This is a genomic window from Paraliobacillus sp. PM-2, assembly GCF_001368815.1.
GTDB lineage: Bacteria > Bacillota > Bacilli > Bacillales > Amphibacillaceae > Paraliobacillus.
This window is the reverse complement of sequence record NZ_CTEI01000001.1, coordinates 879,568-903,968: the sequence shown is the minus strand read 5'-3', so window position 1 is coordinate 903,968 and position 24,401 is coordinate 879,568. Positions and strand designations below refer to the sequence as shown.

General features: G+C 33.4%; 24 protein-coding genes. 17 read left to right on the top strand and 7 right to left on the bottom strand.

Translation table 11 applies throughout. The features are described 5' to 3' along the window. The first annotated feature begins 19 nt into the window (after positions 1–19). Positions 20–799 (top strand): phospholipase D-like domain-containing protein, encoded by a 780-nt coding sequence (locus BN1058_RS04095; protein WP_090853254.1) that lies wholly within the window; start codon positions 20–22, stop codon positions 797–799. Positions 800–1,277: 478 nt separating this feature from the next. Here the strand turns inward: BN1058_RS04095 and BN1058_RS04090 are convergent, their stop codons facing one another. After that, positions 1,278–2,291, bottom strand: a complete 1,014-nt coding sequence (locus BN1058_RS04090) for a ParB/RepB/Spo0J family partition protein (RefSeq protein ID WP_090853252.1) — start codon at positions 2,289–2,291, stop codon at positions 1,278–1,280. A 126-nt stretch (positions 2,292–2,417) separates the two neighbouring features. Between BN1058_RS04090 and BN1058_RS04085 the strand changes: the two genes are divergently transcribed. The 3 genes from BN1058_RS04085 (at position 2,418) to BN1058_RS04075 (ending at position 4,089) form a co-directional block, all read left to right on the top strand. Continuing rightward, positions 2,418–3,236 carry a hypothetical protein gene (locus tag BN1058_RS04085; RefSeq protein WP_090853249.1) on the top strand — a complete coding sequence of 273 codons (819 nt, stop codon included), beginning with the start codon at positions 2,418–2,420 and terminating at the stop codon, positions 3,234–3,236. A 3-nt stretch (positions 3,237–3,239) separates the two neighbouring features. Further along, positions 3,240–3,686, top strand: a complete 447-nt coding sequence (locus BN1058_RS04080; RefSeq protein ID WP_090853246.1) for a GIY-YIG nuclease family protein — start codon at positions 3,240–3,242, stop codon at positions 3,684–3,686. Between the two features lie 226 nt (positions 3,687–3,912). Continuing rightward, entirely contained in the window at positions 3,913–4,089 is a 177-nt protein-coding gene (locus tag BN1058_RS04075) for a superinfection immunity protein (protein ID WP_090853243.1), read from the top strand. A 128-nt stretch (positions 4,090–4,217) separates the two neighbouring features. Here BN1058_RS04075 and BN1058_RS04070 read toward each other — a convergent pair whose 3' ends face one another. Next, positions 4,218–4,832, bottom strand: coding sequence for a restriction endonuclease (locus BN1058_RS04070; RefSeq protein ID WP_090853240.1), 615 nt, complete (start codon positions 4,830–4,832; stop codon positions 4,218–4,220). A gap of 273 nt (positions 4,833–5,105) precedes the next feature. Between BN1058_RS04070 and BN1058_RS04065 the strand changes: the two genes are divergently transcribed. From BN1058_RS04065 to BN1058_RS04015, 11 genes are all read left to right on the top strand, one after another. Continuing rightward, positions 5,106–5,303 (top strand): helix-turn-helix domain-containing protein, encoded by a 198-nt coding sequence (locus BN1058_RS04065; protein ID WP_090853237.1) that lies wholly within the window; start codon positions 5,106–5,108, stop codon positions 5,301–5,303. Positions 5,304–5,305: 2 nt separating this feature from the next. Continuing rightward, positions 5,306–6,055 (top strand): DnaD domain-containing protein, encoded by a 750-nt coding sequence (locus BN1058_RS04060; RefSeq protein ID WP_090853234.1) that lies wholly within the window; start codon positions 5,306–5,308, stop codon positions 6,053–6,055. After that, on the top strand, positions 6,052–6,375 hold the full coding sequence (locus tag BN1058_RS04055) for a hypothetical protein (RefSeq protein ID WP_090853231.1): 324 nt from the start codon (positions 6,052–6,054) through the stop codon (positions 6,373–6,375). The genes BN1058_RS04060 and BN1058_RS04055 overlap by 4 nt, the downstream gene beginning before the upstream one ends. After that, positions 6,372–7,667, top strand: coding sequence for a replicative DNA helicase (gene dnaB / locus BN1058_RS04050; RefSeq protein ID WP_090853228.1), 1,296 nt, complete (start codon positions 6,372–6,374; stop codon positions 7,665–7,667). The genes BN1058_RS04055 and dnaB overlap by 4 nt, the downstream gene beginning before the upstream one ends. A gap of 94 nt (positions 7,668–7,761) precedes the next feature. Then, on the top strand, positions 7,762–8,025 hold the full coding sequence (locus BN1058_RS04045) for a thermonuclease family protein (RefSeq protein ID WP_090853224.1): 264 nt from the start codon (positions 7,762–7,764) through the stop codon (positions 8,023–8,025). Between the two features lie 23 nt (positions 8,026–8,048). Continuing rightward, the gene (locus BN1058_RS04040) at positions 8,049–8,195 is read left to right on the top strand and encodes a thermonuclease family protein (protein ID WP_090853221.1); all 147 of its coding nucleotides are present in this window, start codon (positions 8,049–8,051) and stop codon (positions 8,193–8,195) included. A 104-nt stretch (positions 8,196–8,299) separates the two neighbouring features. Next, on the top strand, positions 8,300–8,617 hold the full coding sequence (locus BN1058_RS04035) for a hypothetical protein (RefSeq protein ID WP_090853218.1): 318 nt from the start codon (positions 8,300–8,302) through the stop codon (positions 8,615–8,617). Positions 8,618–8,855: 238 nt separating this feature from the next. Further along, complete coding sequence (locus BN1058_RS04030) at positions 8,856–10,691, top strand: AAA family ATPase (protein WP_090853215.1); 1,836 nt, start codon at positions 8,856–8,858, stop codon at positions 10,689–10,691. Then, positions 10,688–11,968 (top strand): hypothetical protein, encoded by a 1,281-nt coding sequence (locus BN1058_RS04025; RefSeq protein ID WP_090853213.1) that lies wholly within the window; start codon positions 10,688–10,690, stop codon positions 11,966–11,968. Before BN1058_RS04030 ends, BN1058_RS04025 begins: the two co-directional genes overlap by 4 nt. Positions 11,969–12,299: 331 nt before the next feature. Beyond that, the gene (locus BN1058_RS04020) at positions 12,300–14,987 is read left to right on the top strand and encodes a site-specific DNA-methyltransferase (protein WP_090853210.1); all 2,688 of its coding nucleotides are present in this window, start codon (positions 12,300–12,302) and stop codon (positions 14,985–14,987) included. After that, the gene (locus BN1058_RS04015; protein WP_090853207.1) at positions 14,974–17,898 is read left to right on the top strand and encodes a DEAD/DEAH box helicase family protein; all 2,925 of its coding nucleotides are present in this window, start codon (positions 14,974–14,976) and stop codon (positions 17,896–17,898) included. The genes BN1058_RS04020 and BN1058_RS04015 overlap by 14 nt, the downstream gene beginning before the upstream one ends. A gap of 99 nt (positions 17,899–17,997) precedes the next feature. Here the strand turns inward: BN1058_RS04015 and ltrA are convergent, their stop codons facing one another. The 5 genes from ltrA to BN1058_RS03990 all read right to left on the bottom strand — a co-directional run bounded on the left by ltrA (position 17,998) and on the right by BN1058_RS03990 (position 22,182). Then, positions 17,998–19,386 (bottom strand): group II intron reverse transcriptase/maturase, encoded by a 1,389-nt coding sequence (gene ltrA, locus BN1058_RS04010; RefSeq protein ID WP_090853030.1) that lies wholly within the window; start codon positions 19,384–19,386, stop codon positions 17,998–18,000. 471 nt (positions 19,387–19,857) lie between these two features. Continuing rightward, on the bottom strand, positions 19,858–20,202 hold the full coding sequence (locus BN1058_RS14275) for a hypothetical protein (RefSeq protein ID WP_090853204.1): 345 nt from the start codon (positions 20,200–20,202) through the stop codon (positions 19,858–19,860). A 20-nt stretch (positions 20,203–20,222) separates the two neighbouring features. Continuing rightward, positions 20,223–20,828, bottom strand: coding sequence for a hypothetical protein (locus BN1058_RS04000; protein WP_090853201.1), 606 nt, complete (start codon positions 20,826–20,828; stop codon positions 20,223–20,225). A gap of 115 nt (positions 20,829–20,943) precedes the next feature. After that, positions 20,944–21,396: a flavodoxin gene (locus BN1058_RS03995; protein WP_090853197.1), complete on the bottom strand. Its 453-nt coding sequence runs from the start codon at positions 21,394–21,396 to the stop codon at positions 20,944–20,946. Between the two features lie 33 nt (positions 21,397–21,429). After that, on the bottom strand, positions 21,430–22,182 hold the full coding sequence (locus BN1058_RS03990) for a class I SAM-dependent methyltransferase (RefSeq protein WP_090853194.1): 753 nt from the start codon (positions 22,180–22,182) through the stop codon (positions 21,430–21,432). A 184-nt stretch (positions 22,183–22,366) separates the two neighbouring features. Between BN1058_RS03990 and BN1058_RS03985 the strand changes: the two genes are divergently transcribed. Then, the gene (locus BN1058_RS03985) at positions 22,367–22,708 is read left to right on the top strand and encodes a cupin domain-containing protein (RefSeq protein WP_090853191.1); all 342 of its coding nucleotides are present in this window, start codon (positions 22,367–22,369) and stop codon (positions 22,706–22,708) included. Between the two features lie 155 nt (positions 22,709–22,863). Further along, on the top strand, positions 22,864–24,375 hold the full coding sequence (locus BN1058_RS03980; protein ID WP_090853188.1) for a nitrate/nitrite transporter: 1,512 nt from the start codon (positions 22,864–22,866) through the stop codon (positions 24,373–24,375). Positions 24,376–24,401: the final 26 nt, after the last annotated feature.

Below are 24,401 nucleotides of genomic sequence, written 5' to 3'. Positions count from 1 at the left end.
ATTGGTTAGGAGCGATTAAATGAAAGTAAAACGAGCTACTTTAAGTGCAATTAAATCTCATATAGCAGCAAAAGAGGGAGATTCACCATATTTAACAGGAAATGAAATTGTAGAATTATTCAAAGAAATTGGAATAGATAAAGACTTAGACAAGAGTAGAGGAAATTATGTGTTAGAGAGACTAAATGAAATAAATGGGACACAAAAGTTGGTAATTTTAATCGAAGAGTTTATTTTGTATTCAATGCATAAGTTAGAAAAAGATAATGAAATAGTTGATTTTCTTAAATGCTTAAACCGTACGTTAAGTGTGGAAGGTTATGAAATTAAAAAAGAGAATGGAAAGTACATTGTTTCAGGTGGAAACATCATTGGTGGCGGAACAACCGAGGTGTATTTTTCAGCCATACAAAATAAAATAATAGAAAAAATAAGAGAAGCTGAGTATACTATTTGGATAGCTGTTGCGTGGTTTACAGACAAGAAAATTCTTAATGAGCTAATAAAAAAGAGTAATGAAGGTGTCAATGTACGTCTAATCGTAAATGATGATAAAACTAATGCAGGATTTCAATTTGAAGATCATTTTGAAACAATAAGATTAGCACCTCGAGGTCAGCATAAAAATATCATGCACAATAAATTTTGTATCATAGACAATAGAATTGTGATAAATGGAGCCTATAATTGGTCCAAAAGAGCTAAATATAATAATGAAAATATAGAAATAAAAGAAAATAATCCTGGATTGGCACAACAGTTTGCTAAGGAATTTAAGAACCTCGTTAAAGAAAGGTAAGATTGGTTACACGCATATGTAAAATTGTGCTGGATTGGCTAAGAGGAGTAATGGGGGCAGTTTTTTGTTTTTCTCATTCTTAAGCTTAGCATATTCCTTTAATATGTTTTCTTCCAGGTGCCAAATCGATCAATTACTCTTGCATAAAAGCTTTTCGTAATTTGGGAATAGGTAGAAAGTTTGCCAAATGTAACCTATAATTTTTAAAAGTTAAAAATACGGTGCTGACTATGAATTTCCAGTTCTGTATAAGTGAGAAGTTATCCCATGTATTAACCTGGAACCGTTGAAAATATCTACAAGGATGCGCCCATCCTCTTTTATGTTGGACCATATATAAAGGGATCAGACCCTCATCGTGGATACTTGTCCATATTGAGGTTCTCACGCTTATTTTATTCCTTCTATATGTAAAAAGTTATATGACATTTAGGTTTTATAAAAATAGAGACGCTTGGATTACTCCCAAGCGTCTCTATTAATGTAATCGAAACCTATATCCTTTTGTGGTCTCTTCACTAGTTAATTCATCGATCTGTGTTCGGTAAAACTGTTGATTCGAATCATTTTCTTTGTATTCCTGCTTCCAAGTCCACGATAGTGAATTCGTTAACCCTGAAATCCCTGATCGTAACTGTTCTCTTTGTATGTCAGTTGCATCCGATCGAATATCTGGGTGGATCATTTCTGTGAGATCTCCAAGTGAACGTGCAAGGTAGTTTATCAATTCAAATGAATTCTCGGAATAGTCGGTTGATTTATCTTTCATTAGTTCAGCTAAAATAATTAATCTAGCTTCTCTATCTGTAAAACGTGATTGAGCTAATACTTTTTTTATTGCACTGGATTTTTGCTGATCAGATAAATCGTCAAAAAGTTCATCCTTGTCAAGTTTCTTTAATGCATCTGCATCTATTCCGGTTATCTTACGATTAAGTAATAAATTGTAAAGTCTGGAGAATTGCTTTTTAGGTATGGGCATATTAACGATAACCTCAAGTGCGTGTTGACTTCCTCTTTTCTTTGCAATCTCATGTCGTAAGTTCTTATCAATCTCACGACTCTTCTTCATACGTTTCACACGAGCAGGTTTTGGCTGAGCTATTTCTATTAGTTCCTCGTCAGAATAATTTCCTGTATTTTGTATATAATCTATTGCCGATTGTTCTTCTGCACCATTAGTTTTTTTAGATGTGTTATTTAGATGAAAACGTAGTGTCTGTCTTTCAAGTTTTGTATCAATTTTTTTACTGATTATGTTAACCGGAACTTCTTTGTACTCATGATTAGAGACTGATAACTCTTTTAGTACATCATACCTTCGATAACCTTTAATCAAATAATAGTTATTGTTTTTGTCAGGACCAAATACAGTTAATGGAGTAATAAGTCCATATTTTTGAATGCTTTTCTTTAACCCTTCGGTATCAGAGTTAATTCTACTTTCTAAATCCAATACAATTTGCTCCAATCGAACTTCAATTGTACCCATATATACCTCCCGTTCTAGTTGTTAGTTTTACATTATGTTTACTAAGGGTTGTCTCATAACAGTAAAATGAACATTAATTTCATATTTTTTCACCATTAAGTAAATACTATTACGGGTGAATTAAACATGACATATAAAATAACAACTAGACAACAGGCAGTGCTAGATGAATTAAAAGCATTTCATTATAATGAACGCCCATCAATTGACTGGAAAAAACAGCTAGAAGAACCATTTTCTAAGCGAGATACTGGGCCTAATGAAAAAAGCTGGAACCAAAAAGAAACACAATTTAAATCAACCTTTTTTTCTAGCATCGTTGGCATTAATAAGCTTTTATTAACTTACTATCGGTTTAAGAAAAATAAAGCTAAAAAAATGGATGAGCTAGCATATCAAAAATGGGAAGAAAGATATCCATTTGTTAAAAATATTGTTGAAGGTGAATTGAATTCTTGGAGAGAATGTGTCAGAAATTATGCGAATTTTCATCAAAATAGTGCTATTGCAAGAGCGTATTGTTTGCATGTACAAGATTCGAAAACAGTAGAATGCGATATTTATTTGCATGATCTATCAGACATTATTCCATTTAAAATAGAAAAAACCACAAAAAAAGGAAAACTTCGCTATCATGACATGCCTAAAACAAAGCGCTATGAGTTATATCAACACCATGTATATAGCTGCTTAAACAAAATAGTTAATGACTTGTTTGCTGTGTTGCCTTGTGACACGGTATTTATTAACGGAGCAATTGGTTCTGCAGATAATCCTCAACCTATTTTGTCAGCAGTGATAGAACGAAATAATCATCAACAAAATAGATGTCCAATGCGTACGATAGAAAGGCATCGACAAATGGTTATGTTTAAAAAGAGAAGCGGGTTTTATCCATTAAAAAAAGTTTATTCACCACAGCTCTTGCATCCCAAGGAGGGGTAAGCTTTGGAGGTATTGTATTTAGTTAGTATTGCTTTTATTGTTTTCTTCGTGTATCAAGCATATAAAGGATTTGTAAAAAGTAATACTAAAAATTCATCCGTAAAAGAGTGGCATCATTTAGATCCGATAAGTCAACGCTTTGAATCAAATGAAATTGATACGAGTTATGTTTATTTCATAAAAGAATCTGGCATGGGTCATATTAAAATTGGAAAAGCAGATGATCCAGATCAACGAAAAAAAGAGCTAAGCACCGGATCATCGCACATACATGAAATTGTACACCTTATCAAAACTAAAGCACCGTATAAAACGGAAAATTTCTTTCATTGTCATTTTCGGAATAAACGAATTAAAGGCGAATGGTTTGATTTAACTGAGAACGATTTAAGTTGGATTCAAAGAGAAGACTACCCAAGAGAGATTGAGGATTCGATAAAGGGGTATTAAAAATCGAATTTATATTCTTTGCACTAGCTGCATCAAAATATATATATTAGTTTATTTTGGTTACAATAGTATTAGTTAAAGTAAGTGAGAATAAGATCTCATATTTGTCTGCTATACAGGAAGTGTTTTGGAACTATCAATACTTTGTGAATGATACAAAATTCATATTAATAATAAGAACATTTTTGGACAAGTTAATTAATAAAATTTGAAAGGAGCAATTAGTGTGGAATTATTAATTTTATTAGTGATTGGGTATTTTATCCCTTTTCTTGTTTCATTATTTCGTAAGAAGAAAAATACTGTAGCAATTTTCTTCTTAAATTTGTTAGCAGGATGGACAATAATAGGTTGGGTTGTAGCTTTTATTTGGTCTCTTACAAAAGAACAGCGTGTAGCTTAACATATGTTCTTAAAAAGTTATTATATACAAGTATATATATATTAGTGTAAATTGTATTTGAATTAAGGGTCAGTCCATCGTCGTGGTCACTTATTCATAATGAAGCACCTGACCCTCAGTCTTTTATTCTATATTGGTACAGGACTAAGCTCCTTAATCTCATCTGTTTTTATATTCAAACTTTTCATCCACATATCAACTAATTCAACACCATTTACAAGCTCAATGTTGATTCCTTCAGCATAATGACGTGCATTTTTCGAAAAGTCCGATATATTTACGACCATTCCACCATCAGCACCATGTTTTATCATATTAGAGTGGACTTTTGCGATTGCATCAAATGATAAATTTTCTTTTTCACATTTTACTTGAATATAAAACAGTTTACCATCTACATGATGTTCAATATCTACACCGTAATCATTAGATCTTGAAGTTACGTAAGTAGTTCCGCCTAATAGCTTTTGGTATATCTCTGCTACGAAGTGTTCAAATTCATATGGATCATTTCTTAAAAATAACTCACTAAACGTTTCCTCGAATACTCTTTCTTCTTTATCATTACTTACTCTTTTAAATCGATGATACAAGCCCATTGCTAACGTTCGTCTTACATCATCATTTGATTTTATGACATTCGTAATCATGTATATTGTTTTTTTATCTTTATTATTACGAACCCATAAATGATAAGCAGCAATGATTAAAACTAGGGCTGTTCCAATCTGAAAAAATATCATTTTTATCACCTCATTCGTAGTATTTTCATAAATTTAGCTAGATAAACTTGCTACTTAAAAAGAGATCAAAGATAGACTCCATTTTCAGTGTCAGGTACCGTGTTCGGACAGATGTCCACAAGCGGTACTTGACATTTTTCTTTTTGTTCCCTCCATTTAGACTGACCACAAGCATTTTTTCAACCTCCCACCAATTTGATCGGACGTAGACACCTAACATCTGCCTTCTAACAATTATATTCATGAAAGATAAATTTAAAGGAGGATGAAACAATGGAAACGTGTACGATTACAGTAAAAGATGTAGCGAAATATTTAGGGGTGCATACGGATACGATTTATGATTTGGTTCGTGAAGGGACCTTGCCACATATTCGGTTTGGACGGAAAATCCTTTTTTCAAAAGAAGCGATTGATGAATGGGTTCGTGAAAAAGCAAGTACGTCTGTAGTAAGAAAAGGCGGTGAATAAAGGTGAACTATATTAAAGAACTAAATGCGTTTAAAGAATGGATGTCTTTTCATGAAATTCCACCAAACGCTGTCCTATTGTGGCATACGCTGATGGTGCTGAACAATACTGCGAGGTGGATGGAAACATTTAATGCTCCTAATTCAATCATCGGAAATTTATCGGGGTTATCGAGCCAAAGAATAGCTGAATCGAGAAAAGTACTGGTAGAAAACGAATTAATTCATTACGAACCAGGTGTGAAAGGCAAAGCAGCATCGTATCAAATGAAATCATTGGTTTCTTATTTTGAAAACTTATCACAAGCTTCAGGCGGACAATTTCAGATGCGAAATACGGAACCAAACGCGGAGCCATTCGGTAACGAAACCCGGGACATACATAAAGAAAAAGAAATAGCTAAACAAAGAAGAAGAGGAGGAGGAAAGGAACAGAATGCTTATACCGTTTATGAACACAACTTTGGCATGATCAAACCAATTGTACGCGAGTCGTTGCTTGCCTGGTGTGACGATCTAGGTGATGCAATGGTGATTGAGGCTATCCAACTTGCTGTAAAAAAAGGTGGCAGAACATACAGTTACCTTGAAGCAATTTTAAAAGAATGGGTACAAGCAGGTATAACCCCCTTAGAACAAGCGAGAAACTATCAACTACAGAAAAAGGGAGCTAGATCGACACCGCTTCTTGTCAAAGATAAAAGCAAGAATCGAGAAGTGTTGGATAAAATACGCAGGGAGATGCAGTCATGAATGCGAATCAAGCATTTGACGTGCTAGATACGATTGCAGAGCTGTATCCAAAGTATGTGATAACGAAAAGAAAAGTAGACATTCTTCTGCCACAGTTAAAGCAGATGGACTACACCAACGTGCTAAAAAAGTTATCTGCCTATGCAGCAGCGCATCCGTATCCACCGACCCTTTCAGAAATTGCTGCTTATCCACCTACAACCAATATCTATCTAGAACAGATGCGGCAATGGAAGAAGGAATCAGCCCAGGTCCCTGAAGAGACGAAGCAGCAGTTTAAACAGCAACTAGACACACTTTTCAAGGGGATGAGTCAATGAATCTTGTAAACTATGAAGCCGAAGCATCGATATTAGGCTCTCTCTTGTTGGAAGGAACACTGTTTAGCCATTTAACGGTAACCGAAGAACAGTTTGCATCTCACAAACACAAGCTTATTTTTAGGGCGATGCAACAAGCAGCACGAAAGCAGCAAACGATTGATTTAGTTACAGTAACCACGAATCTAAAGGACACTATTAAGCAAATAGGTGGTGCCACGTATCTGTTAAAACTTGCTGAGTCAGTCCCTAGCACAGAAAGTCTGGCTCACTACGAGCGACTGCTGTTCGAAGCATATCGCCACCGTAAATCTCGTGAACTAGCAGTCAACTATGCCACCAAACCAAGCGACGAAGGATTAAAAAAACTGATGGCGTCATTGCAGACGTATCAGGAACTAGGCATGGTAAATCAAGAAACAGATAACACAGATTGTCTCAAAGAAATCGCAAACATGATCTTCACAGGAGAAGGCGCATCTGCCGGCTTTCCAACGTCCTATACCGATTTCGATAACATGACCGGTGGCCTGCAGCCAGGTGAATTAATTATTATTGCGGCTCGTCCATCCGTTGGAAAAACAGCATTTGCCTTAAACATCGCAGCAGGACATTGCCGCAACCAAGGAATGAGTTCATTTTTTAGCTTAGAAATGGGAAAAAAGCAACTGCTCCAGCGCCTAATATCAGCGGAGGGCACGATCTATAATCAAAAGTGGCGTAGCTTGATGTTCAGTGAACAGGACTATGCTACTGCAATCCAAGCAGTCGGTGAGATTTCTAACTGGAAGCTTTCCATTCAAGAGCAGAACCGAACGATCAGTGATATTCGTGCATCTTTAAGAAAAACTGCTCATGAATACCCAGATGAAAAGCATCTAGCCATTATTGATTATTTACAACTAATCACACCGAGTAGTAAAAGGCAACGTCGTGATCTGGAAATAGGAGAAATAACGAGGGAATTAAAACTACTAGCGATGGAGTTAAATATTCCTATCGTGCTACTGTCGCAGTTATCTAGAGGTGTAGAACAGCGCCCAGATAAACGACCACTCATGTCCGACCTAAGAGAATCAGGCAACATTGAACAGGATGCCGATGTTATTGCCTTTCTTTATCGAGATGATTATTACGATAGGGAGGCAGAAAATAAAAACAGCTTGGAAATTATTCTGGCAAAACAGCGGAATGGTCCAACCGGAGTCGTGAATCTAGCCTTTTTCAAGGAATTTGGTAAATTTCAAAATTTGAAAAATAGGGGAATGCGTGAAAAATATGAAGAGGTATAGAAAGTTTAATGATAGCTGCTGGTTGGTAAACGAGGAAGGGACATGATAGATAGGGAAGAAAGAGAAGGGGGCAAGCAAACAGCTGGCAATTGAATTGGAACGAACGATACAAAGCGCAGCTGCATTAGATACAGCAATGGTAAAACGAGTCATTGATGCGGACACGATCGAAGTGTTTTTAAACGGAAACATTGTTGATGTGCGGTTACTGTTAATTAATGCCCCTGAAACCGTCCACCCAGATATTCCAGACGAGCCCCTTGGTGCAGAGGCGGTTGCTAGATCGAGACAGATACTGATCGGTAAACAGGTGCAGTTGGAATATGACCCACGGTATGATCATTTTGTAGATTGCTAGCTTATTTATGGGTGGATGGTGTCATGTTAAATGAGTTGTTGTTGGAAGAAGGATTCGCCTATGTAGCCTATGCCTATCATCCGCCATATAAACATTATCAACGGTGTATACATGCACAGATACGAGCAAAGATTAGCAGGAAGGGGATCTGGGCAGAGGAAGTTTTTTAATGGCCTACTATTCTGGTAGCATTCATATACTGTAAAAAGCACTGAAGAAAGTTGCGTGTTCATCATTGTTTTTAGCCGTATTGGCGGCAGAAAGGAAGGCTCAAATGAAAAGGAATGAAGTATTAACGGCCCTTAAGACAGGGGAATTTGATGGAATAAGTCATACGTACCAACCTTACAGTGGGTATGGAAGTAATAGTCATCAGACAGAAATGAGTGTATCTTGGGGAAGTATTGAGGTAACGAAAATTACGACAGGCAAATTCTTTGATGGTAAGGAAAACGAACGGTTTGAAGACAGGACTACGGAAGTGTTAAGTGATTCAAAAGCGTTAGATTTTATAGAAACGCATCCGTATTACTTTTCACAAAGAAGACCCGAGTATTTATGGCTGTTCCCTTTTTACTGTTTATCTCAGTAAGTGCTTTGTAAGAAAAATCTGCTAAAATATCTTTCTCATAATTATCCAATGAGTCAGCTTCGCTAATATCGCCACTAACCAAATCATCCATTTTAGTAACACACCTCCATTTCTATTATCTTATGGGTGTGTGAGGATGTCCTATTACGCATTAATAAATTTTGAGTATGCTAACACAATTTACATTTTTTGTAGTATCATTAATTATATGAAGAATCCAGTAGAGGAGGATTATTAATTGGCTATTTACTATGAACAAGAAATCGATGATAGAAAGGCAATATATGATGCAGCAGAAAAATGGAAAAATGAATGTTTACTTAACGATAGATCTCTAATTTGGGACGGAGAGTCTTTTTGGAATCGGACAAATATGGATAGATTCAGAGCTATTTTTGTTGAAAATCCTGATGAGTCTGGTAATAGTTTTGATAGTAAGTTTCAAAAGCAGTTGGAAAATGAATCGGAGGGTGTATATAAATTTGCAATTGAGTTAATGTTTATTTATTATATCTTTCCTTATAAGGGGTCCACTAGCTTTGATACGAAGATTAAAAAGCTAGAATTAATTGCTTCATGGAAGGGTATTAAATTAGACACTTCACTACCTATATTTCAAGGTATCAATCAAGGGTTAGGAGCTACCGGAACATTCTTTAATACGAGCAAATATTATGAAATTTCATTTTTGTTCTTAATTGTTGACTATCTAAAAAAGAAACCATTAGAAGAACGTAAAGAAATCTTAAACGATCGAATTAAACTAAAAAATTTAACTGAAGATGTAAGAAAAAAAGTTGGTAAAAGGGTACAGTCACAGCATATTTTTCTTCATTTAATATTGCCTCAAAAATTTGAACGTATTGCAAGTAGTGGCAATAAAGAAAAGATAACGAAAGCATTCTCAGAATTAATTACAGATCCCTCAGTTTCAGATCTTGATGAGAAGCTTCTTATAATACGAGAAAAGCTAGAAGAAGATAATGCGGATAACCCAATTGATTTTTACGAGACACCTAGTGTTGCTAAAAGATGGCGAAAATCTGAACAATCTACTCATTCTAACGCTAAGAAACTTGCAAAGGCAGATGGACCTTCTCCTGTTAATAACAGTATACCTGCTGTTAACTTTAATAATGTTAAACCATTCCAAGATGGTTTAGTATTTGAAAGCTTGGAATTACTATTAAATCAAGTGATGACAGCGATTAGCAATGGAAAGCACATTATTTTAACAGGACCCCCAGGCACAGGTAAATCAAAATTAGCTAGTATGATTTGTGATATGTACAATGTGCAAGCAAAATTAGTAACTGCTTCTTCTAACTGGTCAACATATGAAACAATAGGTGGATACCGTCCAGATAGTGAAAGTAATTTGTATTTTGATGAGGGAATCTTTTTAAGCTGTCTTAAAAACAAGGTTACAAACAAACCTGAAAATAAATGGCTAATTATCGACGAAATTAACCGTGCAGATATTGACAAGGCTTTTGGTTCATTGTTTTCTGTTTTGACTGGAGATGAAGTAACACTTCCTTTTCAATCAAAAAGCGGAAAATCAATTATAATGAAACCTCAAGGACTAACGACTAATTATGAACCAAATGATTATACCTATGTCATTCCAAATGATTGGAGAATCATTGCAACGATGAATACAATTGATAAGGCCTCTTTGTATGAAATGAGCTATGCATTTATGCGTCGTTTTGCTTTTATTCCCGTGGGTATACCAAAGGATATTAACAATGAGCTAACTCAACAATATTTAGATGTATGGAATATGAGCACCTATCCTAGCGTGGAAATGCTAACGATTATCTGGAAACTAATTAATAATTACAGAAAAATTGGTCCAGCAATTATAGAAGATATTGCAAAACACACACAAGAAAACGAAGATTTTACTTCAGCAATTATCTTGTATGTACTACCACAATTTGAAGGTTTACCAATTAATCGTATACTAGAATTTATTAAACAGGTTGCAGATCAAACAGATGTTATTATAGACGTAAATTATTTGAATGATTTTGCAATAGATTTCTTTGATGCAGGTGGATTAGAATGAGTGTAAAGACAGAAGAGGTACTCGATGAAATTTCAGGGTATCTTCACGGTTATTTAAAGTCAGGAACAGTAAAGATGCAATCTTTCTTCTCAAAAATGAACGTTAATATATCTAATATAGAGCAGTTACTAACCATTCGTTTCTTATTAAAAGAAGAAACAATGGAATTTGCTAGAATATTACCTAAGCTGTTGAAGCGAATCAAAACAACAACAATTGCTAAAAATGAAATGCATATTGGAGAAGTAAGAGGTCAAATTGATTGGGGAAAAACAACAAAAGAACGCTTAGCAAGGAACCACAAAGATAATACTATATTCTCTATAAATGAGAGTGTGCGTTCCTACAATATTACTGAAAATCAAGTCCTTAAGGAACTACTTGGAGTTTTATATTCTATTCTTTATGAAGACCCTTATACAAAAGGTTTTGAAAAAGCAGCGTGGTTTGCTGAATGGCAACAATTAAAGCAAAATATCGGGCATGCTTACAAAAGAAATATTTACATACAACGTGTTGATCAAGTAAGTGTTTCTGATCGTGTCATTCAAAAAACGCTAAATCATAGAAATAAGCTGTATCGTGATGCAGCTAAATTACTAGTATCTTATCGCATGTTAATTAAAGGTAATTATAGTGTAGAGGATATCAAAAAGCTGCTACAAGAGACATTTATTGCACCTGAAAATGAAGATGTATTGTTCGAGCTATACTGGATTGTGCAAATTATTAAACAGAATACAAATAATAGCAAACTATATTTAATGGATAGTACACAAAATATGGTGGCTTCTTGGGAGAAAGAGTCTTATCTGTATAAACTCTACCATGATTCAACAGGATCAAATGATGTTTCATTTAGTGTATCTGCTAGTGAAGTATCAGAAAGTAATAATCCATATTTGAAAAGGAAATATCAATCATTTACTGTTGCTAACAATTTAGTAAAGGACTTTTTTGATAGAAGTCAGGCTAATTTATTTTGGCGAGGACGCCCAGATTTCCTTTTAGAAGTCCGTGAAAAAGAAACCAATAAGTTGGTTAAAATGATTATTGGAGAAGTCAAAAACACCTCAGATTTAAAGTATGCGATTACTGGACTAGAAGAATTACTTGATTATATTTATTTAGTGAAAGATCGTAAAGCAGATTATTTATTAGATGGCCCTATTACCGTTCAAGGTATATTATGTTTAGATGATGTGAAATTTAATCAAGTAAATGAATCGGAGTTAGTGCGAGTTTTGAGTCGACGTAACTGTTTGGTAGGTGTTTAGATTCATTTAACGTACCCCGCTCTCTAAATGCATTAGAACTCTTTCAGTGTTATTGGGGATTTTATGTGAAGGTTTTAAATGTTATATTTCATGAGGTGATTCCTTCTGTTCTAATGAACAAGAGCATATTTATGAAATTATTAAATCAGTTGTAAAAATAATAGAACTTGAAAAGTAAACACTCATTAACTGGGTGTTTTTTTTCTTTTCATAACCAAACGGTTTAATTTGAATTTCCACAAATTAATTATATTTGTTAGTATTATAATGTATGAAGCCATTATAATAACTTTTATAAGTTAAATATGATCTATGAGTTGGAGGTTTAATAATGAATAAGGGAGAAAGTAAAGCGAAACTTCGCTTTTTTAGTGCTTTATCAAATATTTTTGTCGGAGAAGTTGGTGAAAAACTAGAAGGTGATTCAGGGTATATAAATTTAATGAAATTTAGGAATCATTACTTTAAACAAATAAAGCCAATCATATCAACTAAAATAGATGAAGAATTTGGTGATTCTTTTAGTGCTCAAGATGATTTATATAATAAGTTATTTACATTTTTTGAAAGTTATTTAAATGAAACTGGAACCCCCTTTTATTATAAAACACAGTTACATAAAAATTTATACGAAAAGGTGTACAGTGATAAGGAGGATGTAAATTTATTTTGGAAAACCGAGAAGCTATTTTATGTGAAAAGTGAAGCAACATATACGACTGTGGAAATGAACATAGATGGTGTGAATATTGAGTTTAATGCAAAGAATTTAGAACATCAGAAGAATAATGAAAAGAAAGAAATTGCATATCACTTAGTAGAGATTAGTGATTCTCTTGTACGTTTTGATATCAGGTATAAGGATAATTCTACTAGTAAATTTGATTTAATAAAAAAATACCTTAATAAAAAGAACCCTGACTCTGTTAGAGATGATATTTACAATAACCTGAATCAGATTGATCACCCCAAAATTGTAATAAATAAAAACAAACTAAATTTGGAGAGTTTTTCATCTAAAACTAGTTTTAGACCACTTGTAAATATTATTAATACAAATGACGTTGTTGGAACGGTGATTGTTGATTTATCGTTGACTAAGATTGAAGAGGTTGAGAAGTATATAGCGAAGGAAAATCTTGATATAAGTGTGGAAACTATAAAGAAAGCAATCTTTTCATATCAAAAACAAAATGAAGTAGATTATTTTATTCACAAGAATGCTGAAAAATTTCTCAAAGAGCAATTTAATATTTATATCTATAATTACTTATTTAATGAAACAAGTGTAGACAATATTTGGGAAACGGAAAGATTGCAAGACATACAAAAAATAAAGAAGATTGGATTTTTTATAATCTCATTAATTAGTAAGTTTGAGAATGAATTAAGAGATATTTGGTTGAAGCCTAAGTTTGTAAAAAATTCAAACTATGTTTTTACACTCGATAAACTTAGTGAAGATATAGAATTGGTAGAGAAAATTTTATCTTCTGAAGGTTTTAATGATCAAATTGATGATTGGAATACATTGCACTCGACTCAGTATGATGATGAGGGAAATGTAATCAAAAAGGAATGGAAAGAATTTAGTTTTGTAAGCAATCTAGATCAATCAGAATTACTAATTGATATTGATGGCAATAAAAAAATAAATCAAGATTATCTACATTTACCTATTGACACTAAATTTTTTCCAAATTTAAAGAGCGAAATCTTAAGTAGCTTTGATAATATTGATGAAAATATCAATGGAATTCTAATTAAAAGTGATAACTTCCAAGCATTAAATACAATAAATCAAAAGTATAAAGAAAAGGTAGATTTAATTTATATTGATCCACCTTTTAATACAGGTAACTCTTTTGATTATAAGGATAAGTTCCAGGACAGCACATGGTTAACTATAATGGAAAATAGGCTTGAATTAATTAAAAATTTTCTATCAAAAAATGCAAGTATCTTTGTGCATCTGGACACCAATTCTAATTATTTAGGAAGACTATTATTAAATAAGATCTTTGACAAAAATAAATTAGTTAATGAGATTATATGGCAAAGAACAAATAATACAGGTAGCAGTAAGGCGCTTGCAAAAAAGTTTAGTAATGATACTGATACAATTTATTTTTATAAAAATACAAATGACTTTATTTTCAATAGATTGTACAGAGAATATGGTGAGGATTATTTAGATCGGTTTAAATATTCAGATAATGATGGCAGAAAGTACAGATGGTCACCCATGAAAACCTATTCTTCAAAGAAGTACGATGAGTTAGAAAAACAAGGAATGATAAGGTGGGGAGAAAATGCAAGGTATCCAGATGTTAAACAATATATGGATGAGCTAAAAGGTATTCCTATGAACAACCTTTGGAACGATATTTTTCATGTTAATCCTATGGCACTAGAAGGGTTAAACTTCGAAACACAAAAGCCTGAAGAGCTTATGATGCGTATTATCCAAAATGCTTCTAATCCAAATTCCTGGGTAATGGATTTCTTTAGCGGTTCAGGTACAACAATTGCTACTGCTCATAAACTCGGTAGAAAGTGGATAGGAGTTGAAATGGGAGAACATTTTAATACTATTAATATTCCAAGAATGAAAAAAGTCTTGGCAGGCGATAAAGCGGGCATTTCTGAAGATGTTAAGTGGTCTGGAGGAGGTTTCTTTAAATATTATGAGTTGGAACAATATGAAGATACTCTAAGAAAAGCTAAATATATAAAAGATAATGAAGACTTATTTACCGTATTTTATGATAGTGAAAAACTCTTAGAATCAATACAGATAGAAAATGAAAATGTCAAAATTAATTTTGAAGAAATTTATAATGATGTTGACGTTGCTGAAACTATTTCAAATTTAACAGGCCATAAGATTAAGAAATTTGATAACAGTTTTGTAACATTTGAAAATGATAGTAGAATTAATCTTGATAACATTATGTGGGTAAAGCATAAATACCTTAAACCTCTAATCTGGTGGGGTGACAAAAATGAAGAAAAATAAAAACCTACTCAACCTTTATGTTGAAAATTACCTTGAGAATCTTGAACTAGATTCATTTGATTATAATTTTGAAAAATTTAATGATGATTTTGATCTTTTTGATTACCAGTCACAAGCCTTAGGAAGTATTGCTCGACTATTATTGAATTACTTTAATGATGGAAAGCATGATCTAATTGATTTTTATAATGAAGAATTAAGTGAACTTGATAGGGAAAATATTAATATTAAGCCTTCAAATAGACACTTTAATTTAATTAAAGAACATTTCACTGAGACTAATGGAGTAATAGATTATAAAAATTTCATAAATAGAGCTTCATTTTGGATGGCTACGGGTGCAGGGAAAACATTTATAATAGTTAAGCTTATCGAATTGTTATATCAACTTATTTTGTCAAAACTAGTGCCAACAAAAAAGATATTAGTTGTAATGCCTAATAATGACATATTTGATCAGTTTGTGAAGCATATTAATTATTTCAATAAAGCTAGTTATACTGACAAAAAAATCACCCTTAAATCAATAAAAGAATATGAGCGTCTTGAGTTTGCAGGTATTAATCCATTACAGCCAAATTCATTAACAGTTTATTATACAAAAACCACGCACTTCTCAGATGAAAACAGTGAAAATATTTTTGACTACCGTTCAGTTCAAGAAGAAGATGGTTGGTATATTATTCTAGATGAAGCGCACAAAGGTGAGGCTGAAACAAGTATTAGAAAACATTATATAAACATACTTGCAAAAAATGGATTTCTATTTAATTTTTCAGCAACTTTCACTGATGACATTGATGTTATTTCTACTATTTATAATTTTGATCTCAGAAAATTTATAACAAAGGGTTATGGGAAAAATATCAAAGTTCTAGATGAGGAATATAAGAATTTTAAAGCAAGAAATAAAGCTGATAAAAATGAAAACTTGGATGAGAGTGAAAAGAAGAAGATTATACTAAAGTCTTTAATAGTATTTACTGCCATTAAAGAAGGGGCAAGTAGATTAAGACTAATTGATAACGAACTCTATCATAATCCCCTTATGCTTACAATAACGAATGAGATTAAAACAAAAGATGCTGATATGAAGCTTTATTTTAAGTATTTAGCTCATATTGCTTCAAAGCAAATTAACGCTGAAGAAATAGAACAAGTTAAGGAAGAAATCATAAATAATCTTGGAGATAACCTAACGTATTTAATAGGAGAAGAAGTATTATCTGATAGATTCAAAGATGCAATTTATAATGTAAGTTATGAAAAGATACTTAAACATGTTTTTAAGTCAAATTCCCCTGGAGAGATTGAAGTATATGAAATTGGGTCTAATAATGATGAATTATCATTTAGGTTAAAGCAATCAACAAATGAACCATTTGCTTTAATCAAAGCATCTGATGTTAAAAGTTGGAAGAAAGATATATTAGAAGACTATTCTTTTTTTAATGACGTTGTTACAGAAGATAGTAGATTTAAGGATGTTAAAAATAAAAGAAATGATATAAACATTCTGATGGGATCTAGGCAATTTGTTGAAGGTTGGGACAGTAATAGACCCAATATAATAAACTTTATTAACATGGGGATTAGTGATGAAAATGTTAAAATGATTCTTCAAACTATAGGAAGAGGCATCAGGATAGAGCCTTTAAATGGAATTCGGAAAAGGTTCAATCATACTAAAGAAAGCTTTACTTTATTTGACAAAATTAAAAGAGAAAATATAAGAGAATATACAGAGTTGTTAGAGACTCTTTTTGTCTTTGCTACTAATAAACAAGCAATCAAAAATATAATCGAAGGAATTGAAAAAGAAACTGAAAAGTGGAGTAAATTAAGAGGAATAAAAAAGGCGAAAATAAAAGAAGAATTATTTGTTCCAGTTTACGAGAAAGTTTCTGATAATCCTCATAGTTACGTTTTAAGTAAAGACGATTACGAAAAAGTGAAAACTTATATAGATAATAACTCTTATAAATTATTGATAGTAAGAGATAATATCAGTTACGAAACGATCAAGAATATTATCTCAAAAGAAAAAATTAATACTAAAGATATTAAATCACTCAATTTAACTGAACTTGAAATAATAAGAAAAATTGAATCGCATATGAATTTGAAAAGTAAGAAGTTAATTGGATTTAGAGAGGAAACTGAATATGTAGACATAAGCCATTATCGTCAGATACAGACAGATGCCGAATCAGAAGATTTGGAAATACTTGAACAGTATATATCGGGGAAAATTAATAAGACAGGAGTTAATTATACAAAAGAACAACAAGAAATAGTAGATACAATTAAATCTTTAAATGGACAAGTTAATGAAACTATGGAAAAATTTGCTGTTAATAGTGGCATAGATATTAAAAAAGTGAAATTAGATTCAAAATTAGAAAATACAAAAGAACGGGTAGGTATCGAACTTAAAAGGATTCAAAACCATTATTACTCGCCAATCATTATTTCAAAAAAGCGTCACCTTAAAAATGCAATTAAAGAGAGAAGTGAGGTCCATTTTTTAGAAAAGCTTGAGGAATTTATAAAGAGAAATGAAATTTTATTAAATTATGATATTGATTGGTGGTATTTCTCTAAACTTGATGAGGGATTAGATGGCCTATCAATACCCTATTATGACTCACAACAACAACTTTTTAGGGATTTTTTTCCGGATTTTATCTTTTGGATTAAGAAGAAGGGTAAATACAAAATTATGTTTATTGATCCGAAAGGTCTCACACACGAGAGAAATCCTAGGGATAAAATAAAAGGGTTCAATGATGTATTTAAGCATAACGATAATGATAAATTTGTTGAGTTACTTTATTATAATCAAACAGATAGTGGAGATAAATTAATTGATGATCATTGTTTTTATGATATAGAAAGGATATTCTCTTAAGGAATACAACAAGTTTTGTATTAATCGAGTAGGAGGATAATCATTAGTTGATTATCCGACCTCTCACACCACCGTGCGTACGGTTCCGTACACGGCGGTTCAATAGTTTGAGTGTGTTTTCTCGAGGAGTTGGTTAAGGTCTTTCAAGCCAACTTTCTCGAGAATTTCATTCTTGATAGCTCTGTGTAGGATATGGCTACAAGCTATGTGCCAGTATCCCTTTCGTGTGTTAGCCCATTCCCAAGCTTTCTGTTTGGGAATTTTTAATTTGATAAGACTTTTGTATCGTGTCCTAACTTTCTTCCATCGCTTCCATATGATTTGTCTAATTCTTCGCTTAATCCATTTATTGATGCTTTGGATATAGCCTTTCATATAGCTGATACCATAGTAGTTAATCCATCCAGTGGTTACTTCATTAATTTCTTTAATGATTTGACGAATACTACCACTACGGTTTCGTTTGGTTAATTGTTTAAGTTTCTTCTTAAATTTATTCTTAGATTTATGATGTGGTCGGAAGCCTACACCTGCTTTTGTTGAATGTATGCAAAACCCCAGGAACTTCCGTTTCGTTGGACTTCCCACTTCACTCTTCTGTCGGTTCACTACCAGCTTTAGGCTATTTTCAAGGAAATTTGTGATACTATTCATCACTCGATTTCCTGCCTTCCTCGTTTTTACATAGATATTACAATCATCCGCATAACGAATGAATCTGTGCCCTCGCTTCTCTAGTTCTTTATCCAGCTGGTCAAGGTAGATGTTACTCAAAATTGGTGAAAGGTTTCCACCTTGAGGGCATCCCACTTCCGTTGGGTAAACTTCTCCATTGATGGAGACTCCACTCATCAAGAATTTTCTGATGAGCCGGAGGACTTTTGAGTCCTTGATATGTTCTTCAACGTGATACATAAGTTTATCGTGATTGACGGTGTCGAAGTATTGTTTCATATCAATATCCACTACAGTGCGGTAGCCATTTTCGTAGAGTTGCTTTGCCTGTTTCATTGCATCGTGTGCACTACGATTTGGTCTAAAACCGAAGCTAGATTCTGAGAACGATGGGTCAATATCTACTTCTATAACTTGGAGGATTGCTTGTTGGACAAAACGGTCAATAACCGTTGGTATACCTAATTTCCTTTTAGAACCATCATCTTTGTCTATCTCCACACGTTTAACAGGTTGTGGCTCGTATGAGCCATTAGTAATTCGGGAAATGAGTAACTCCTTATTTAGGACTAAGTAAGAGTATAATTCTTCAACTTCCATTCCATCAACACCTGCTGAACCTTTGTTGGCTTTTACTTTCTTGTAAGCTCTATTTAGATTATTTTGACCAACGATTTTATGAATAAGATTGTACACACCATCTCTTCTATCAGTTTCACCGCAAGAAATACTGCACACTTCCACTATACCTTTGGATTCCATCCTATTCTCTTGTGGGCAGCCGTCTTTAAACGTTGTCTGTGGTTTTTGCATTTCTCACACCTCCACTGTTTCCAAGATTACTATTGTTCAGCCCTTCATCCATTTAGGACTACTATGGCTTCTGCTGACTTCTTACAATTCATCACAACATCACTGCCATGATTGTCCCTGTGGAAAGTTCCTTTCCTCTTGTCGGGGACCCTTGTAAGACCTCCCCGGGTAAGGGCTATAACCTTCCTCCCATGTAACTGCTGCATTTACTGTATGGAATTCGTGCAGTATTGGACTTCGTTATGTAATGCAAACTCGTCCGTTCCAAGCCAGCCTTATATGCAATTTCTGTTCGTCAGTTCGGGATTTTGCCTCCGACTTCCTTCAGATTCTATCTCACGATAGACACCCTTGCCATTGGCTAACAGTTCCTACTGCCAAGCCTGTAGTGGACTTTCACCACCAAGTTATAACCCATGCCGGGCGCACATTAAAAAAGTAGGAAGCAATTTTAAAATTGCTTCCTACTTTTTATTTGGGAAGATCAGTTTTTTGTTCTTTTTTTATTTTTTCTTTATTTTGTTTACCAAACGCTTTTTCTCTTATTTCTTTTGTATTCTTTTTGTATTCTTTAGCTGTACCTTTCCACAATTCATTTCCCTTACTATCTTTCAAAATAACGGTAGCATCTGGAATCGGCTCTAAATTTCCACTCTTAATTTTTTTATTCATTTCTTTCATTTCTTTGAATTCTGCATTAATTTTTTCATTTTCTAATTTATTAGAGTCTTGTTCGGCAGTTACACTAATACCTGTGATGCTAATAGAAAGACCTAAAATTAATGCTGTGAATTTCGACACTAACCCCTTCTTCATAACTAATCCCTCCTTAGAATTTAATTTATTCTCATATAATCATCAGTAGCTACTTGGGCAGATTTATAAACAGTAACATTGTTATCATCCCATCCCGCCTCAAGAGTATAACCATTGTAGTTTTCTTCATTCCAATAATAAACTTCAGATGAGGATTTTAGACTTTCCATAGCTACAGTGACACTTGCTATATCACCAGAGTCATAGATTTTATATGTGGAGCCGTAATCAACTGTTAGAAGTTCTGTTGACGAGTCTTTTTGAGCAATAGTTATAACTGGAGTGTTATCTTGATATGTTTGTCCCATGTTTACTGCAAACCAATTATATCTAACATAGCTTGGATCATATGCAATCTGAAAATATGGATAAACACTATCTTTCATCGTACTTCGTAAATTAAGATACATGTTTCGGTCATATCCTAAATCCGTTGTAGGATTAAGCAAGAATCTTGAATCCATATCGTTTCCATAACCATATGCATAGTAACGATCAACACTACTGTCATAACTCATATTTACTACATCGTCTGCTGTAGCTGCATGAACCACTAAAGGTAATGTAAGTCCTAAAGAAAACAAACCTAAGATAACTAAAATCGAACGCACTCTTCTTTTCATCATATTCCCTCCTCCTTTTACCTTAAATTAACAAAAACGACGAGGTAATTCAAGCCAATTTGGGAAAAATTAACGAATGTATTAAAGAAACAGGCTGTTTAAAGGGCCTGTTTCTTTTTTATTTCTGACTTTTTTCAATAAATGTTGCAGCAAACGATTCACACGTTTTTATATCTTCTATTTCTGGAGAAAGTTCGATTTTTAACGTTGGAACCACTATGTTAGCACCACATTCTTTCACTAATGTTTCAAATGAGTCAATTGCACCGCCGTAAAATGTATACATCGAGTCACATGAACCAAATAGACCGAATGGTATTCCAGTTAGATCAAGTTCTTCTAATTCATCATATAAATCTTCAGCTTCAAACGGAAGATCTCCATCCCCATCTGTATATGTACCGATTAAGACACCGTCCGTTTCAAATAACTGTTCTACCTCAAATCCATCAAATCCAATTTGAAACCGTTCTACCTTTATTCCTTGCTTTTCAATATATGACTCAATGATTTCAGCTATTTCTTCTGTGTTTCCAGTCATGCTTGCGTATAGAATTGTTATGCTTTCCATATTGAGTCACCTCCTTGTAATATTACTATTTAGTTACTTTTTCTCACTACAAATTGCTATGAAATGCAACACATCTTTTTTTGAACGAAACAACCGAAACATTTGTAAAAACATTGGTCTATTTTCTTTTTTTAACGCATTTTTTATAATACGTACAGCACCAATGATTCCTTCATCCCTTATCATACCAATTGGTGATAAAAGTGTCATTGGTCCAGAAATTACCGATGTATGTTGAAAAGATGCTTCTAATCTTTGTTGCCAATCTTGTTGTGTAAGTGGTTGAACACGCACATTAATTGCTTGACGTAATTGATCAACGACTACTTCATCTGACTTTGTTAGCATAACATCATGTGTTAACAATTTGCCACCTTTTTTCAGTACACGATAATACTCTTTCATTGCCTTTTCTTTGGCTTCATTTGGTAGCATCGTAAGCATCGCTTCATTTATAACTACATCGAAGGAATGATCAGGAAAGGGAAGTTTCATTGCATTCGCTTGAACAACGGTTACTTTTTCCTCTAAATGATGTTTTTCTATATTCTTTTTAGCCTTAGCTAACGCATGCTTATCCACGTCAACACCAGTTACTCGACAGTCGTATCTTTTAACTAAATCAATCATTGTCGTCCCCATATTGCAGGCAACTTCAAGTACGTTTGTATCCGATGAAAAATTCCCTTGAGATATCAGCCACTCTGTAGCCTTTTTTCCTCCTGGCCGAAGTCTTTTTTTACCTATACGAGCCAAAAAAGTATGTCCTACCTCTCTTTTTCTCATCTCTTACTCCCCCTGAACATCTACATTTTATTTCGCTAATAATAAATATTATAATTGACAATGATTCTCAATGTCAATTATAATATGATTACTACCTTATTTAATGTGAGATCAATCATGTAAAACTTAAAAAGTGTTATACTAATAGTATAATAAAAATAATTCAATACAGGAGGCATCCATCATGGAAAAAGCAAATCTTAAATCATACATCACCTACGATTCCAATCAATTCACAAAAAGAATCGTATTTAAAGATCAATCAAGCACAGCTTTTGTATTAAACTTTCAACCCGGTCAAACCTTACCTGCTCATAAACACCCTGGTAGTACGGTTTATTTGCAAGTCCTTACAGGTTCAGGCGAATTCACTATAGATAATCAAACAGTAAAAGTAGAAGAAAACGATCTTCTTGCTGTTGAAGAGGATGAAGAACTAGCTTTTGCTAATACTGGTGAACAATTAACGAGCCTATATGTCGTCTTAACTAAAATTCCTAACGAGGCTTATGCTAAAGATATTTAAGGTTCCTATCTGTTCCTATCTATTTCGATGCATAAAAGAAAAAAGATAATTATTTGCTGTTATGGTGTGAAGTAAGTCACACTGTAGCAGCATCTTTTTTTTTATTGTTATAAATAAGAAATGAATAAGGAACGTTTTAGAAAGGATATCGGCATATGCAAAAACAAACAATACAATTAAATTTACAAACATTTAGTCTTATTATCGGGTTCATGGTATGGGTTTTACTATCCTCTTTAATGCCCAGTATTCGAGATTCTATTCAGTTAACCGCTGCACAGGTATCATTAATTACTGCACTACCAGTAATCCTGGGCTCAATTCTGCGTGTTCCAATTGGATTTTATACGAATCGATATGGTTCAAGGATACTATTTATTATTAGCTTCTTCATTCTTTTATTTCCTGTTTACTTTATTAGTGTGGCTAACTCCTTTCTAGATTTAGTTATTGGCGGATTGTTCCTTGGAGTTGGTGGGGCTGTTTTCTCTGTAGGTGTTACTTCCTTACCAAAGTATTACCCTAAGGAGAAACATGGTTTTGTTAATGGTATTTATGGAGTAGGTAATATCGGGACTGCCATTACCTCGTTCGGGGCACCAGTCATCGCAGCAATGATTGGTTGGTCTAGTACAGTGCAAGCTTATTTACTATTGCTACTTTTATTCATTGGATTAAATATTGCTTTTGGCGATAAAACCGAGAAGCGAGTACATGTTTCTTTATCTGATCAAATCAAATCTGTATATAAAAATGCTACACTATGGTGTTTAAGTTTATTCTATTTCATTACATTTGGTTCCTTCGTTGCTTTCACAGTGTATTTACCAAATTTTTTATCTGTTCATTTTGAACTAAGTGCAGTTGATGCAGGAATTAGAACAGCTGGGTTCATTGCAATAGCGACTTTCTTACGACCATTAGGTGGCTGGCTTGCAGATAAGTTTAATCCTTATATTATTCTGATGTTTACGTTTATCGGGATTACCATTTCGGGTGTGATTTTATCTTTTTCACCAACATTAACGTTATACACAATAGGTACATTATCTGTTGCTGTAACAGCAGGGATTGGAAATGGTACGGTATTTAAACTTGTTCCGTTACATTTTTCTAAACAAGCAGGCATTGTTAATGGTATTGTATCGGCTATAGGTGGATTGGGGGGATTTTTCCCACCATTACTCTTAACCGCAGTGGAACAAATAACTGGTCATTACTCTATTGGGTTCATGGCATTATCACAATTTGCATTAGTTAGTTTTGTCATTGTTGTTTGGATGTATTATCAAGATGAAAAAAATATTGAAAAACAAATTATAGAAAATACAGCAGAGGCAATTATGTTAACAGACAAAAAACGTGTGATTCAACGTGTGAATCCAGCATTTTCAAGGATTACTGGTTTTGAACCAGATGAAGCGATTGGAAGTACCCCAGTTATTTTACAATCTGGCAAGCATGATAACACTTTTTATCATGCAATGTGGGAATCGATAGATAAATATGATTTCTGGGAAGGCGAAATATGGAATAAAAGAAAAGACGGAAATGTTTATTTACAATGGTTGACCATTAGTGCAATAAAAAACAATGTAGGTGAAGTAAAATATTACGTTGGTATATTTAATGATTTATCCGTAGCAAAAGAGCACGCAAAAATTTAATTATTATTTGCATTTAAAATAAAAAT